The sequence below is a fragment of the Guptibacillus hwajinpoensis genome (assembly GCF_020171785.1).
In the GTDB taxonomy this organism is placed as follows: Bacteria; Bacillota; Bacilli; order Bacillales; family Guptibacillaceae; genus Guptibacillus; species Guptibacillus sedimenti.
The window spans coordinates 358,030-372,606 of sequence record NZ_JAIVAE010000003.1; the positions used below are offsets into that span (position 1 = coordinate 358,030).

The 14,577-nt window shown below is 39.8% G+C and carries 19 protein-coding genes; 1 reads left to right on the top strand and 18 read right to left on the bottom strand.

Translation table 11 applies throughout. The features are described 5' to 3' along the window. Positions 1-17: 17 nt before the first annotated feature. From ndk to LCL91_RS05870, 17 genes are all read right to left on the bottom strand, one after another. Positions 18-461 (bottom strand): nucleoside-diphosphate kinase, encoded by a 444-nt coding sequence (gene ndk / locus LCL91_RS05790; RefSeq protein ID WP_224880781.1) that lies wholly within the window; start codon positions 459-461, stop codon positions 18-20. Positions 462-563: 102 nt separating this feature from the next. Further along, entirely contained in the window at positions 564-1,535 is a 972-nt protein-coding gene (gene hepT, locus LCL91_RS05795; protein ID WP_224880784.1) for a heptaprenyl diphosphate synthase component II, read from the bottom strand. 20 nt (positions 1,536-1,555) lie between these two features. Further along, a complete protein-coding gene (locus LCL91_RS05800) occupies positions 1,556-2,284 on the bottom strand; it encodes a demethylmenaquinone methyltransferase (RefSeq protein ID WP_224880796.1) in 729 nt (242 codons plus the stop codon). A 3-nt stretch (positions 2,285-2,287) separates the two neighbouring features. Continuing rightward, positions 2,288-3,115: a heptaprenyl diphosphate synthase component 1 gene (locus LCL91_RS05805; protein WP_160918978.1), complete on the bottom strand. Its 828-nt coding sequence runs from the start codon at positions 3,113-3,115 to the stop codon at positions 2,288-2,290. Between the two features lie 207 nt (positions 3,116-3,322). Further along, positions 3,323-3,544 (bottom strand): trp RNA-binding attenuation protein MtrB, encoded by a 222-nt coding sequence (mtrB, locus tag LCL91_RS05810; RefSeq protein WP_098443979.1) that lies wholly within the window; start codon positions 3,542-3,544, stop codon positions 3,323-3,325. Between the two features lie 22 nt (positions 3,545-3,566). Then, positions 3,567-4,133 carry a GTP cyclohydrolase I FolE gene (gene folE, locus LCL91_RS05815; protein WP_159782852.1) on the bottom strand — a complete coding sequence of 189 codons (567 nt, stop codon included), beginning with the start codon at positions 4,131-4,133 and terminating at the stop codon, positions 3,567-3,569. Positions 4,134-4,252: 119 nt separating this feature from the next. After that, positions 4,253-4,525, bottom strand: a complete 273-nt coding sequence (locus tag LCL91_RS05820) for an HU family DNA-binding protein (protein ID WP_048309232.1) — start codon at positions 4,523-4,525, stop codon at positions 4,253-4,255. A 368-nt stretch (positions 4,526-4,893) separates the two neighbouring features. Continuing rightward, on the bottom strand, positions 4,894-6,372 hold the full coding sequence (gene spoIVA / locus LCL91_RS05825; protein WP_160918975.1) for a stage IV sporulation protein A: 1,479 nt from the start codon (positions 6,370-6,372) through the stop codon (positions 4,894-4,896). A 220-nt stretch (positions 6,373-6,592) separates the two neighbouring features. Continuing rightward, a complete protein-coding gene (locus tag LCL91_RS05830; RefSeq protein ID WP_224880799.1) occupies positions 6,593-7,312 on the bottom strand; it encodes a hypothetical protein in 720 nt (239 codons plus the stop codon). A 31-nt stretch (positions 7,313-7,343) separates the two neighbouring features. Continuing rightward, positions 7,344-7,541 carry a DUF2768 domain-containing protein gene (locus LCL91_RS05835; RefSeq protein ID WP_098443983.1) on the bottom strand — a complete coding sequence of 66 codons (198 nt, stop codon included), beginning with the start codon at positions 7,539-7,541 and terminating at the stop codon, positions 7,344-7,346. 334 nt (positions 7,542-7,875) lie between these two features. Next, positions 7,876-8,127 carry a stage VI sporulation protein F gene (locus tag LCL91_RS05840; protein ID WP_098443984.1) on the bottom strand — a complete coding sequence of 84 codons (252 nt, stop codon included), beginning with the start codon at positions 8,125-8,127 and terminating at the stop codon, positions 7,876-7,878. 69 nt (positions 8,128-8,196) lie between these two features. Further along, positions 8,197-9,252, bottom strand: a complete 1,056-nt coding sequence (locus LCL91_RS05845; protein ID WP_224880801.1) for an NAD(P)H-dependent glycerol-3-phosphate dehydrogenase — start codon at positions 9,250-9,252, stop codon at positions 8,197-8,199. Positions 9,253-9,264: 12 nt separating this feature from the next. Further along, complete coding sequence (plsY, locus tag LCL91_RS05850) at positions 9,265-9,864, bottom strand: glycerol-3-phosphate 1-O-acyltransferase PlsY (protein ID WP_224880803.1); 600 nt, start codon at positions 9,862-9,864, stop codon at positions 9,265-9,267. A gap of 50 nt (positions 9,865-9,914) precedes the next feature. Continuing rightward, positions 9,915-11,228 (bottom strand): ribosome biogenesis GTPase Der, encoded by a 1,314-nt coding sequence (gene der, locus LCL91_RS05855; RefSeq protein ID WP_098443987.1) that lies wholly within the window; start codon positions 11,226-11,228, stop codon positions 9,915-9,917. 196 nt (positions 11,229-11,424) lie between these two features. Further along, positions 11,425-11,610, bottom strand: coding sequence for a capping complex subunit for YIEGIA (locus LCL91_RS05860; RefSeq protein ID WP_098443988.1), 186 nt, complete (start codon positions 11,608-11,610; stop codon positions 11,425-11,427). After that, positions 11,607-12,497: a YIEGIA family protein gene (locus LCL91_RS05865; RefSeq protein ID WP_224880806.1), complete on the bottom strand. Its 891-nt coding sequence runs from the start codon at positions 12,495-12,497 to the stop codon at positions 11,607-11,609. The genes LCL91_RS05860 and LCL91_RS05865 overlap by 4 nt, the downstream gene beginning before the upstream one ends. Continuing rightward, positions 12,494-13,093, bottom strand: coding sequence for a YphA family membrane protein (locus tag LCL91_RS05870; protein WP_224880809.1), 600 nt, complete (start codon positions 13,091-13,093; stop codon positions 12,494-12,496). The genes LCL91_RS05865 and LCL91_RS05870 overlap by 4 nt, the downstream gene beginning before the upstream one ends. 123 nt (positions 13,094-13,216) lie before the next feature. Between LCL91_RS05870 and LCL91_RS05875 the strand changes: the two genes are divergently transcribed. Next, the gene (locus tag LCL91_RS05875; protein WP_098443991.1) at positions 13,217-13,357 is read left to right on the top strand and encodes a YpzI family protein; all 141 of its coding nucleotides are present in this window, start codon (positions 13,217-13,219) and stop codon (positions 13,355-13,357) included. Positions 13,358-13,420: 63 nt separating this feature from the next. On the opposite strand, the gene rpsA is transcribed toward LCL91_RS05875, so the two are convergent. Further along, positions 13,421-14,566: a 30S ribosomal protein S1 gene (gene rpsA, locus LCL91_RS05880; RefSeq protein ID WP_224880811.1), complete on the bottom strand. Its 1,146-nt coding sequence runs from the start codon at positions 14,564-14,566 to the stop codon at positions 13,421-13,423. Between the last annotated feature and the right edge of the window lie 11 nt (positions 14,567-14,577).

Consider the following 14,577-nt stretch of genomic DNA (forward strand, 5'->3'; position numbering starts at 1 on the left):
ATTTTTCTTCCAGTAAATTAAACCCACTTGGAAACCGTCTTTGTATATTCATTTAATTCATTTTCATTAAAAAACAATGCAATTTCACGCTCCGCACTTTCAGGTGAATCTGAGCCATGGATCACATTCATACTGACTTGAACACCGTAGTCACCGCGAATGGTTCCTGGATTAGCATCTTTCGGATTCGTTGCCCCCATCATCGTACGAGCAGTAGAAATAACATTTTCACCTTCCCAAACCATTGCGAAGACAGGACCTGATGTAATAAAGTCAACTAGTTCCCCGAAGAATGGACGCTCTTTATGTTCACCATAATGAGTTTCTGCAAGGTCTTTTGAAACCGTCATCAATTTTGCCCCTACTAAATTAAATCCTTTATTCTCAAAGCGTGATACAATTGCACCAATCAAATTACGTTGAACTCCGTCAGGCTTTACCATTAGAAAAGTTTTCTCCACAAAAATCTCCTCACTTTCAACACTTTGTATGTATAGGGCAGAAATATTTATCTGCCCTTCAAAATTCTATCAAATATTCGCAAAAATAACAACATTTCCTTTTTAATGTTTTCTTTTGCCGATATATTCTGCGATTTGTTTAAGTGACGTTCTTGCTGAAGAAGCGGGGAGCTGTTCTAGTTCATAGAAAGCTTTTTGAAGGTAGCGATCACTAATCTGTCGAGAATGTTCAATACCACCTGACAATTTCACAATAGACAGAACTTGATCCACCTGCTCTTGAGAAGCATGGAGCTCTTCTGAAAAAACATCCATGATTTTCTTCTTTTCGTTTTTTTGATTCATCGCATAAAGGACAGGTAACGTAATGTTACCCTGTAGTAGATCTCCACCTGCTGGTTTCCCAAGCTGTTTAACAGTTCCTGTATAATCTAATATATCATCCGTTATTTGGTAAGACATACCAACGTAATAACCGAATTGCTTTAAGTGAAGCTGCTCTTGTTTAGATGCTCCCGCTGCGACTGCCCCTAGCTCACATGAAGTTGAGATTAGAAGGGCTGTTTTACGTTTAATTCTGCGAAAATAATCCCGGACATTTTGATCCCAATTAAATTGATCACGAATCTGTTCAATTTCACCAACGCTCATCTCTAGAATGGCATGGGACAAAATTCGATTTGCAGTCGGGTCATTTAATTCGGTCACTAGTTCAATGGCTCGGGCAAAAATATAATCTCCAGTATACATAGCTACACGGTTATCCCATTTTGCTTTTATTGTTTTAGCGCCCCGTCTCATTTCAGCGTCATCAATGACGTCGTCATGAACGAGAGAAGCCATGTGAATTAGTTCAAGCGCCACCGCCACGTTCTTCATGAGAGGCAAATTGTAGTTCCCGAACTTACCTGAAAGCAGAACGAAAACAGGACGGATTCGTTTCCCTCCAGCTTTTAATAGGTGGTTTGATGCATCCCGAAGAACGGGATGATGAGCATCTACCGTTTGCTCCAGTTCAGTTTCAATAAATGACAAGTCTTTTTTTAAAGAAGCGTATATCGTTTTTAATTTCATGAGATCCACCTAACTGATTTTCACAAAATATCTGTTCTCTTATTCACTGGTTTAAAACCTCTGTGCATCGCTGCAACACCGCCAGAATATGGCTTTGTATCGACGCGGCTGAAGCCATTTTTGAAGAAAAGTTGTTTTAACTCTTCTCTTCCGGGAAACGTGCTAGCTGATTCCTGAAGCCAAGAATACTCGTCATAACTTTTCGCGAGCACTTTACCAAGAACTGGCATTACGTGCTTAAAATACCCGTAATAAACTTGTTTAAAGACTGGGATGGTAGGCTGGCTCGTTTCGAGGCAGACAACTTGTCCACCCGGTTTAACCACGCGATACATTTCTTTAATAACCTGGTTATAATCGGGTACGTTTCTTAGTCCAAAACCAATCGTAACGTAGTCAAATGAATTGTCTTCAAAAGGAAGATTCATTGCATTTCCATGAATGAGGGTAACGTTTTCTTTCCTTTTCTCATTCACTTTGACATGACCGACTTCAAGCATGTTTTCACTAAAATCAAGTCCAATGGCTGATCCGCTTTCTCCAACCGCATCAGCCATTGCAATTGTCCAGTCTGCTGTGCCACAGCAAACATCAAGTGCTGATGATCCTTTTTGAACATCCATTAATCTCATTGTATCTTTTCGCCATGCTTTGTGACGCTGAAAGCTGATAACTGAATTCATTACATCATAACGTTTTGAAATCGTTTGAAATACATCGTGAACGCGTTCTTCTTTTGATGAAGCCATGCTTTATCCCTCTTCCGCCATTTTCTTTTCCTGGATACCCTTCATGCCCCAATTGTATTCGAAACGCTCCTGAAATAGCTGATGGAGTTCTGAATGCTGTTGGAGAAGTTGGTCCATTTCTTTTTTTGCATAGGCAATATAAGAATCGAGAACAATTTTTGCTTTTGATGCCTGATTTGTTGATAACTTCGCACCTTTTACCGAGAGGAGCGTAGAAGCAATTTTTTGTAACATAAATGTACCTGATTGAATGATCCCCTGCTTTCTTTCAGTTAAAAGACGATTCATGTAGAAATAGTGTGAACCGAAGCTTTTCCAATTCGTAAGACCATAGTGTTCAGCAACTTTGCGAACTAAAATGGATTCAATCTCTTTCAAATTGTCAAACACGGGTTCAATCGTACTATACTCAGTTTGGTAAAAAGACATCTTTGCTTCATTAATCTCCTGAATAGCTTCAGAAAGTGTCCGAATCAGCTCATTATCTTCCCATTTAGAAAGAAGGTGATAATACATGCTACTAAAATAATCACCTGCAAGTACTGTCAACTGTCGATTTTTTCGATCACCCTCGTTATCGATCTCCTCAAGTGAAATAAGATCATGCGTATCAAGAGCTATTTGCACAAGCATGATGGAAAGAAGTGTATCCTGTTTCCTTTTATGTTCGAGCTTCGCTTGTTCTAGCATGCCATAAAAAACATATAACTTCTCTTCATCAATCACTGGAAAGTCGATAAATCGAAGTAAATATGAATGGGATAGGCGAGACTGCAGCATGTCCCGAACTCCTGCTATTTTTTTATGTGTGGTTTCCTTCGGATTTGTCATATCCCATACCCCTAACATGTCTTCCATTTAGAAAAGTGGGCTAGCCGCTTTATAGCGGTGAAAGCTTAGTTTTCTTTTCTTCTTTAAATACCCTTATTCGTAATGGTTCAATTATGTATTCAATTCTAGTATAGCACAATAACCTTTGACCTAAAACGAGCGGCTCTTGTTTTAAAATGAAAGAAAAGCAGGTTTCGGTTTCCTGCTTTACTCTTCTGTACTTATTTCACCGTGTTCTGTTTGAATAACGGCTTTCCCTCTTACCTTAACGGCAGAAGTATGTTCAGTGAACTGGGCAATCATCACTTCTCCCTTATCAAGTTTCTCTGAATGATGAAATCTTGTATCTGACCCTCGTGTTAACCCAATGACGTTCACGCCATTTTCTAAGGCTTTAATAACAAAAAAATCATTGCTATCGCTTTTCATATCAATCACTCCGTTTAAAGGTTTAGCCTTTAATCAACCCAAGGACTTCAGCTCGTGCAGCTGTGTCATTCTCAAACACACCTCTAACTGCTGACGTTACGGTTGATGATCCAGGCTTTTTAACGCCTCTCATCGTCATACACATATGCTCAGCTTCTACGACAACCATCACGCCGTGAGGTTCAAGTGTATCCACCATTGAATTCGCTATTGTCGATGTAATTCGCTCTTGAAGTTGAGGGCGCTTAGTAACAGACTCGACAGCTCTTGCCAGTTTGCTAAGTCCTGTTACTTTACCGCCTTTCGGTATGTATGCCACATGCGCCTTTCCAAAGAAAGGAACGAGATGATGCTCACAAGTTGAATAGAACGGGATATCTTTCACTAAGACAAGCTCTTCGTGATCTTCCCCAAAAATAGTTTGAAAATGCTCTTTTGGATCTTGATGTAGCCCCTGAAAGATTTCTTCGTACATTCTTGCGACACGTTTTGGAGTATCTAACAATCCTTCGCGATTTGGATCTTCCCCAATTGCTTCAAGGATCATTGTCACTGCTTCTTGTATTTTTTCATGATTAACTTCGTACATTGTTCTTACTCCTCCATTCAGGGCCTATATTACCTATGAAGATTCTAGCACATGGAGAAAAAGTTAGCAAAAAAGAAGAGCCGCATAATGTGCGACTCTTCTTTTGCCCTATGTATTTCTTACTTAACTGCATCCTTAAGGGCTTTACCAGGTTTAAATGCAGGAACCTTACTTGCAGCGATTTCGATTTCTTCGCCAGTTTGAGGATTACGCCCTTTACGAGCAGAACGCTCACGGACTTCAAAGTTACCAAAACCAATTAGTTGAACTTTGTCACCCTCTTGCAAGGATTGCATAATGTTATCAAAAACTGAGTCAACAGCTTTTGTCGCTTCTTTTTTAGAAAGCTCTGCAGATTCTGCAACAGCATTGATTAGATCTGTCTTGTTCATTCTGTTCACCTCCTCTCAAGAGAGATGGATAAATACATTCATTCACTTAATGACCAATATTTATACGTTGCAATGCACGTTTAGTACGTTTGCAAGCCCTATATTATACGAAGATGCGAAAGAATTCAATACGTTTGTGTCGATTTCAACGATTTTTCAGTGTTTTTTTACCTATTATCTGCGATATTCACTATTTGTAAACGCTCTAACGATCACTTTCCTCATTATTGATTAATTCAATCAATTCCGTTAATGCTTTACTGAACTCTGTACTTATTCACCGCTCGTAGAAACTATATTACCCCTTATACAAGTATGGTTAAACCTACAAAGCGAAAAATCGACTCCATAAATTGGAGTCGATTTTGTTATAGTATAATCGCAATTAAACCGCCTGATCCTTCGTTAATAATGCGCTCTAACGTCTCTTTTAATTTATAACGAGCATTTTCAGGCATTAAACCAAGTTTTGCCTGAATCCCTTCTCTTACGATTGAATTTAGGGAACGACCGAATATATCAGAGTTCCAGATCGAAAGTGGGTCTTCTTCAAAATCTTGCATTAAATAGCGTACAAGCTCTTCGCTTTGCTTCTCTGTTCCGATGATTGGGGCAAATTCGGATTCTACATCTACTTTTATCATATGGATTGAAGGTGCAACTGCTTTTAACCTTACACCAAACCTCGACCCTTGGCGAATAATCTCTGGCTCATCTAGACTCATATCTTCAATAGCAGGGGCCGCAATACCATATCCTGTCTGTTTCACCATACGAAGAGCGTCAGAGACGTGGTCATACTCTGCTTTAGCAAACGCAAACTCCTGCATAAGTTGAAGAAGGTGATCTTTGCCTCGAATTTCCACACCAACCACTTCTTTAAGAATTTGATCATAAAGATCTTCCGGTGCATACAGATCGATTTCCGCTATTCCTTGCCCCATCTCAATTCCAGCAAGGCGAGCATCTTGTATAAATTCAAACTCTTCAAATTGCCCAACGACACGATCAACATCGCGAAGTCGCTTAATATCTTTAACTGTTTCTCTTACAGATTCTTCATAATTTTGCCTTAACCAATGATCCTGGTGGAGAACCATAACCCAACTAGGCAAGTTTACGTTAACTTCTAATACTGGAAATTCATAAAGCACTTCTCTCATCACATTGTTAATATCATGCTCTGTCATACTCTCTACACTTAGTGAGATGACTGGTATGTCATACTTATTCGAAAGATCTCCACGTAATGCTTCTGTTTGAGGATGGTGAGGATGAGCTGAATTGACAATCATAATAAATGGTTTGCCTACTTCTTTTAATTCTTCAACGACTCTTTCTTCTGATTCGAGATAGTCATGTCTTGGAATCTCTCCAATAGAACCATCTGTTGTAATCACTACTCCAAGAGTGGAATGCTCTTGAATGACTTTTCTTGTACCAATTTCAGCTGCTTCCTGAAACGGAATAGGCTCCTCATACCAGGGTGTATTGATCATACGAGGTCCATCCTCATCTTCATACCCTTTTGCTCCAGGTACCGCATACCCAACGCAGTCAACAAGTCTAACATTCACGTCTAGGCCATCTTCTACATGAATTTGAACAGCATGATTCGGGACGAATTTAGGTTCAGTCGTCATGATCGTCCGGCCTGCAGAACTTTGTGGTAGCTCATCTTGTGCCCTTGCTCGATCTGAATCGCTTTCCATATTGGGCAAGACGATAAGTTCCATGAACTTCTTAATAAACGTTGATTTCCCTGTTCGAACAGAACCTACGACTCCAAGGTATATATCTCCCCCTGTACGCTCTGCGATATCTTTGAAGATATCTACTCTCTCCACGTGATCGCCTCCTGAATTCCGCCTCAAAGGACGAAATGATTCACTCCAGACCGCAGACATTCTTGAACACTACCATTCTATGATGTTGTCCAATAAATATGACACCTTAAAGCAAAAGGATTTGATGTAACAAGTAAACTTTGGCTACCTTACTGTTTAAATTCATAAAAAAATCCCTCCTCTTTTTAATAGTTGTATTGCTAAAGAGAAGGGAAAATACCTATTTCACTAAAAAAACAGCTTTATCATCTTCAAGCGTATACGGAACGGATGCCACTGGTACATAGAACGAATTGTTCGCTAACAAATCACGGATATCATCACCGTTTTGATAGTTATGGTCGGGATTACTTTCAATCGCTTTAGTAAGGTCACTTGAGTAGTCAATATGTACATTACCATTCTGATCAAGGAAAAACGGAAGTTGGTCGTTTGTAAACGGGCTCTTTACCGTTATCTCTTCCTCGATACCCATCGCGTCGTAATCGATTGAATAACGATCTTTCGCAAGTACTTCCTTAAAAGGAGGATAGTCTTTTTTTCTTCGATAATCATTTATACGGAGCTGCAGATCTTTTACTTTTTCAATCATTAGTAGATCAATTAACCTTACTGTAGGGTTTTCTTCCACGTTAATTAGAACATATTGAAAGACCCCTCCATTTTCAAAGGAATTCCCTGGTGCTTGTTGCAAAAAAGCAGGTACTAATTTCTTGAAATCAATGGGGTACTTTTGATAGATTGGCGTTTCCTGATCTCTCGTTTTGATTGGAAGAACTGACTTGTTACCCTGATATTGCTCAACGGCTGTTTGAACAGATTGTATTTGATCTGTATATGGAATCTGATTCTCGTTCTTCTGGCTTTCGGGATACAAACAACCTGAAAGCATCGTAACAAGACTCGCCCATAATACAAGCTTTGTAGCTAATCGCTTCATTTCACTCATTCCTTAATCAAAGTTTACTTGCTTAGTTTGTAGGGCCAGTGACCACGACTAGAAGCATCAGGACACCTGCAACGAACATACACATATAAGCAAAAGTCGATACAAGTATTCGAAAAAAACCTTTCAGCTTCGAGCGGCTTAGCATTATGGCCATAACAGCAATAAACATTAAGCCTAGTGCAGAAAGCGCTACCCACATTTTAATTAACGCTGGTGACATTATTTATCCCCCTAGTATGACAAAATCTAACTTACACTGCCAATCATTATATCAAATCTTATCCCTTTTTACCTATAGCCGTTTTAACATTTTAAAAGGAGCTTTTTTAAATACGTTCGTCAGTTCTTTTTTGAGAAATATCACGTTTAATTGTCAACAGATCCGATAACGCTTCCAAACCCACAAATAAAAAGCTGAAGAAAGGGGCTTTTCTTCAGCTTTGACTATATGGATTTCTTATAGAAGTATGCTTTTGCACATTGATGGTTCCTTATTAGTATATGGTCTTTCATCGAAGGCGGTATCGTTGATTAGCCTAAGTTTTATCATTTTTTTATTTTTGACTAAAAAGTTTGGCAATCGCAGACAAATCGAACGGCATATTCTTGTTGACGATCGCTTTTACGATTCGATCTTCTTTTTCTTTTGAGACAGGTACATTCGCAACGCGTGCAACATTCGCTATTAATCTACGCACTGTTTTCTCATCAGTAAAATCTGCGCCCTGAACGGAATTTGCTAACTTAAAGATGTCTTCTTTTTTGACATTCGTTTTCTTTTCTATGTTATCGAACAGATCGCTCACGCTGTTTCCTCCTTACCATTAAGGTTCAACATAGTGTATGCAAGGAGGAATACTTCGTGCTTCGCCTGCTTATAGTTCTTTAGGATTTAATTCAAAACGATCAGCAAGTAGTGAAGTAAGATCTTCTGTTTCATGGGTTCGAAGTCGTCCCATTAATTGATCTACGCCATCTTTCGGATCTTTGTTATTGAATAGCACCTCAAATAACACAGATGTAATTGGCATTTCTACGTTCTGTTTTTGCGCAAGGTAATATGCCGCTTTCGTCGTCCGGACACCTTCTACGACCATACCCATATTTTCGAGAACTTCATCAAGGTTTTTCCCTTTACCTAACAAATTACCAGCTCGCCAGTTACGGCTATGTACACTTGTACACGTTACAACAAGATCTCCTATACCTGTTAAACCCATAAACGTAAGCGGGTTTGCCCCCATCGCTGCCCCAAGACGCGCAATTTCAGCTAAGCCTCTTGTAATCAGTGCAGCTTTGGCATTGTCGCCATATCCAAGTCCATCAGACAAACCAGCACCAAGCGCAATGATATTTTTTAAAGCTCCTCCAAGTTCAACGCCAATTATGTCATGATTCGTATAAACTCGGAAATTCGAATTAATAAATAGATCCTGGACATATTCAGCTTGAGCCATGGACTTAGAAGAAGATGTGACAGTTGTTGGGTGACGAAGGCTTACTTCTTCCGCATGACTAGGTCCTGATAAAACAACAACTGATTTCCTTAGATTTTCCGGAATCTCTTCTTCAATCACTTCAGAAATTCGCTTGGACGTCTCAGGTTCAATTCCTTTACTTGCGTGAATGAACGTTACGGGTGTTGATAAGTATGTCTTAATTTCAGGAAGAACTTCTCGAAGCGCTTTCGTTGGTGTAACAAGCAAGATGGCTTCAGCATCTTTTACACTTTCTTCAAGTGAACTAGTGGCTTTAATCCCTTCAGGTAGACTAATGCCAGGAAGATATTTATTATTTGTATGCTTCTCATTTACTTCCTCTGCAAGATCTGTTCTCCTTGCCCATAATGATACCTCATGTTGATTATCTGCTAGTACAATTGCAAGAGCTGTTCCCCAGCTTCCTGCACCTACCACTGAAATTTTTGCCATTGAACTTCCTCCTTACTGCTCGACCTTTTGACCGAGCTTGCTTTCAGTACCAGTGAACAACCGTTTCACATTTGTACGATGTCGCCAAACTGAAAGAATCGCCAGAATCGTCCCTAACAAAATATAAGATGCTGGGTTTCCTCCAAGCAAGAATATAAATGCAGGCGTTAGCACAACAAAAATTAAGGAACCAAGTGAAACAAATCTCGTAATCACAATCGCAAAGATAGCAATAATCCCAGCATAAAGTGCTGGTAAGAACGCAATTGTAGCAAATACTCCAATCGTTGTTGCCACACCTTTTCCGCCTCGAAACCCAAAAAATACCGGCCAGTTATGACCTAAAATCGCACATATTCCTGCAAGGAAAGGAACGATTGGTTCACTAGAGAACCAATACCCTAACCATACAGCAAGTATGCCTTTAATCACATCGAGAGCCAGGACAGTAATAGCAGGACCTGTCCCGAGTACTCGAAGTGTATTTGTCGCTCCTGCATTGCCGCTCCCGTGATCTCTTATATCGATCTTCTTCACGAATTTTGCAATTAAATAACTGAAGCTAATTGAACCGAGCAAGTACGCAGCAATGCAAATTAGGATCGCGATCATCTCATTTCCCCCTTTTAATTAGCAAGGTCCCCCGAACGAAACAAGGTTAATTATTCGCTTTTTCTTCGAGCAAGAATACGTAATGGCGTTCCCTTAAAGCCAAACGTCTCACGTATACGGTTCTCTAAGAAGCGTTTGTAAGAGAAGTGAAGCAATTCTGGGTCATTAACAAATAAAACGATAGTAGGCGGCTTTACAGCCACTTGCGTCGCATAGTTAATTTTCAGTCGTTTCCCATTATCTGTCGGTGTAGGGTTCATCGCAACTGAATCCATAATTAATTCATTCAATACATTTGTTTTCACACGTAATGCATGATTCTCAGCTACTGTGTTCACAACAGGTAGTAGCGTGTGAAGACGCTGTTTCGTTTTCGCAGATAAGAACACAATCGGTGCATAGCTAAGGAACAAGAAATGATCGCGAATTTTTTGCTCGAATTCACGCATTGTCTTATCATCTTTTTCAACAGCATCCCATTTGTTGACAACGATCACTACGGCTTTACCAGCTTCATGAGCATAACCCGCTACTTTCTTATCCTGCTCGATGATCCCTTCTTCACCATCAATAACGACTAAAACAACGTCTGAACGTTCAATCCCGCGCATGGCTCGAAGAACGCTGTACTTCTCAGTCGTCTCATAAATCTTTCCTCGTTTTCTCATTCCTGCCGTATCAATAATGACATAATCTTGACCATCACGCGTAAACATCGAATCAATGGCGTCACGTGTCGTTCCAGCTATATCACTTACGATCACACGTTCTTCCCCAAGGATTGTATTAACAAGCGATGATTTCCCTACGTTTGGACGGCCGATTAATGAAAACTTAATCGTTCCTTCATCATATTCTTCCTCATGTTCTTCAGGGAAGGATTTAAACACTTCATCTAGAAGATCACCTAGTCCCAGACCATGAGAACCTGAAATACCGAATGGAGTACCAAATCCTAGAGCATAGAAATCATAAATAAGCGTTTGCTGTTCCGGGTTATCTACTTTATTTACAGCTAATACAACTGGTTTATTGGAACGATAAAGAATTTTTGCAACTTCTTCATCGGCATTTGAGATCCCATCTCGGCCATTCACCATAAATATAATAACGTCAGCTTCGTCAATGGCTATTTCTGCCTGGTAACGAATTTGCGAAAGAAACGGCTCGTCACCGATCTCAATACCACCTGTATCGATAATATTAAATTCACGATTTAACCATTCTCCTGTACTATAGATACGATCTCTTGTTACTCCTGGAGTATCTTCTACAATCGATACTCTTTCTCCTACTATACGATTAAAAATGGTCGATTTCCCAACATTTGGTCGACCCACTATTGCGACAACTGGTTTTGTCATTTTATGCACGCCCTTTCTAAAAGACTATCTAAGCTTGAAACCAGAAAGTCGTGGACAAACTTTCCAGGAGTTCATGATAAAAACCCTCCTCTATAAGAAGGGCGTAGTCTTCGATAGCTTTTATATCTTATCAAAAAAGCAACCATTGAACAACAGACGATCAAATGAATCTTCTTTCAATCACTCCTAAACTTTACTAATGCTTTACAATTATATACACACCATTACTTAACTTGTGCGCAATCCCATCTAGGATGGCTTCAAGATCAGCTGCTACTCCGTCCATTTCTTCTTCCGAGTCACAAACAAAAATATTAGCTCCAACAGGGGCTTTTGCTACTGATCGCGTAACAGTTGCCAGTATTGCTTTTTCTATTTTCAAGACTCGTCACTCCCCTTTTCCTTCGTTTCCGTTGGCATACGTATGGCGTTTTCGAGCGTCGGGACTTGTGAAATGACTTTCATAGCAAGATCAACATTTTTATTTTGAGGTAAAATAAAAACGCCAATACGTCCATCATCAAGATCGCGTTTAATTAATGGCACAAGGGCTGGAGTACCAGAATCACGATAGACACCGAGTGAAATGGCAAGGTCATGTAGAATCGCTTGTCTTTGACCAAGATTACCAATTGTCATACGCGCATCAAAATTTTTCGGTGAAATTGTAAAACCAAGCCCATGTTGTAAAATCTCTTGCTGCCTTGCTGGAATCCCAATATTCATAATATAAATGTTATCAACATAAAGGCCAGCCCCATCAAATGTCACTTCTTTTTGTTCAATGATCGCAATCTTTCCTAACTTGCTTCCAGTCATGTACTTTCTCGCTACTAAAAACGCAAGCAATGCTGCGACTAATCCCGCCCATAAGTTTATAGCTAAATAGGCAAATGATGTGACAAATGAAATAAAGATAACTAAGTAGTTTCTACCTTCAAACGTAACAGCTATTCCCTCGATGTACGAAGCCCCTCTCGGAACGAGTTCGAGCGAATCCATTTCAGTTAGGGTTTTTCTTTCCATATTGCGCACTTCTCTAAATTGTGAAGCTGCAAGCGTTAAAAAGGTAACGGCCGTAAATTCTTGTTCCATAATGGAAGGCACAACGAGTGAACCTAGTGATGCGGCAATAAATCCAAGGGCAAGGTGGATGATCATCCCATGTGGGTATGTAGGGTATTGGCGGTAATCAGTCCTGAACATATAAATTCTCGCAAGTGTACCTGCGATCACCCCAAACAATATTGAAATTGTGTACTCATTCATGAATATCCCCGTCTTTCTTGATGTTTTTTCAAGAGTTTTTCAAGATGAAGCGTTACTTTTACAAATCCTGACCAAGCAGCTGTGCTCATTACTGAAATAGCCAGTATATCCAATGAGGCTAACTCTCCAATAACTCGTTCAAACCCCATCCCATTAAATATCATTCCTAAAATCATTTCGCCGTGGACGATACTGAGAATTAGAAAAGAGCAGCGTTCGAACGTACCGTTAATCGTTAAGTGAATGATGACAAGAAGAATTGCTGAAATCGACCATCTTGTATACAAAAAAGTAAATACCGGATCATAAATTGCAAACAGCTGAATCGATGTAAATGCTGCTGTTAACATGATCAAAATAATCATTGCGTAAACCGTGTTAACACGATATTTCATTAAAAGAAAATACCCAACTCCCAGTAAAAGCAGCCATAAAGCTGATACCGTAACATTGAAAGTTTCTACCGTTGTATGAATTAAGCAAATCGCTAGCAAAAAAACAAATGTTAACAGCGTGCGATTGAAAGAAGCTTTTTGAAAAAAAACGGCAATAACCAGTCCCATCCACGCGAACCAAACGAATATAATCCCATCCACCATTTCTCCTCCTCTCAGTATGATCAGTATGGGATGTTTTCATAATAGATAGACTTAAAAATGCATAACTTCTAAACCTTTTTTTCATTATAAGAAGAGGTTCGTTTGAAAGGAGGGTGAAAAATGGGGAAAGATCGGCAGGAAAAAAAGTTAAAAAACTCAAAACGAGTTGAGTCAGATCGTGATCAATCTCTTGAACATCAAGGAGCAGCCATGTTAGAAGGAGCTTCTGATGCTAGAAAGCGAAATGGTCAGAAGGGATAAAGCTTCACATTTTGCACATAAAAAGCTCTCTGCATCTTAATGCAGAGAGCTTTTTGAATTTCATTATTTGTATTTCTTTAGCTGATCACCGATCATATCTCCAAGAGAAAATGGAGCGTTTCCATCGCTCTCTTTTTGATATTCTTCAACTTCGCTTGATACTTGTTCTGTCTCTAGAACTTTAATACTTAGTGAAATTCGCTTTTCCTCGAGATTGACATCGAGCACTTTCACTCGTACTGTTTCGCCCTCTGAAAGGACTTCCTGAGGTGTACCAATATGTTTGTTCGAGATTTCTGAAATGTGTACAAGACCTTCAACGCCAGGCGCTACTTCAACAAATGCGCCAAAGCTAACTAAACGTTTTACAGTACCTTCAATTTCATCTCCAGTACTAAGCTTGCCCTTCACTTCTTCCCACGGTCCTGGGAGTGTTTCTTTTATGGATAGTGAAATTCTTTCGTTGTCACGATCAACAGAGAGAATTTTAACATTCACTTGCTGACCTTCTGTTACAACTTCAGACGGTGTTTCCACACGATGGTGAGCCATCTGAGAGATGTGAACGAGCCCATCAACTCCACCGATATCGACAAATGCGCCAAAATCAGTTAACCGTTGAACCGTTCCCTCGACAACTTGTCCTGCTTGAAGAGATGCAAGCGTTTCTTGTTTTTTATAATCCGCTTCTTGTTCAAGAACAGCGCGATGTGATAAAATCACCTTCGCTTTCTCTGGATCAAACTCAACAATTTTCACACTCAGGCTTTTACCTTTGTAGTCTGAGAAATCTTCAACGTAGTGTCTTTCTACAAGGGAAGCTGGAATAAATCCGCGAACACCAAGATCAACTACAAGACCACCCTTAACCACGTCTGCAATTTCAACATCGAATGCCACAGAATTTTCATACTTGTCTTGCAGGGCATCCCATGCTTGATCAGCTTCGACTGCTTTCTTAGAAAGCACTAGTTCATCTTCAGAAACTTTGATTACTTTAACTTCTATTTCATCACCTTCTGAGAGCACGTCGCTAACCTTTTCGACGTGAAGGCTTGACAGTTCGCTGATTGGCAGCACTCCATCAACTTTAAAACCAACATCAACTGATGCGTGTTTTTCTTCGACTTTGGAGATTTTCCCAGTCACCACATCTCCAATTTCGAATGATTTGAACTCAGTCATTTCCTGATTCATCTCTTCACCCATTGACAAACTCC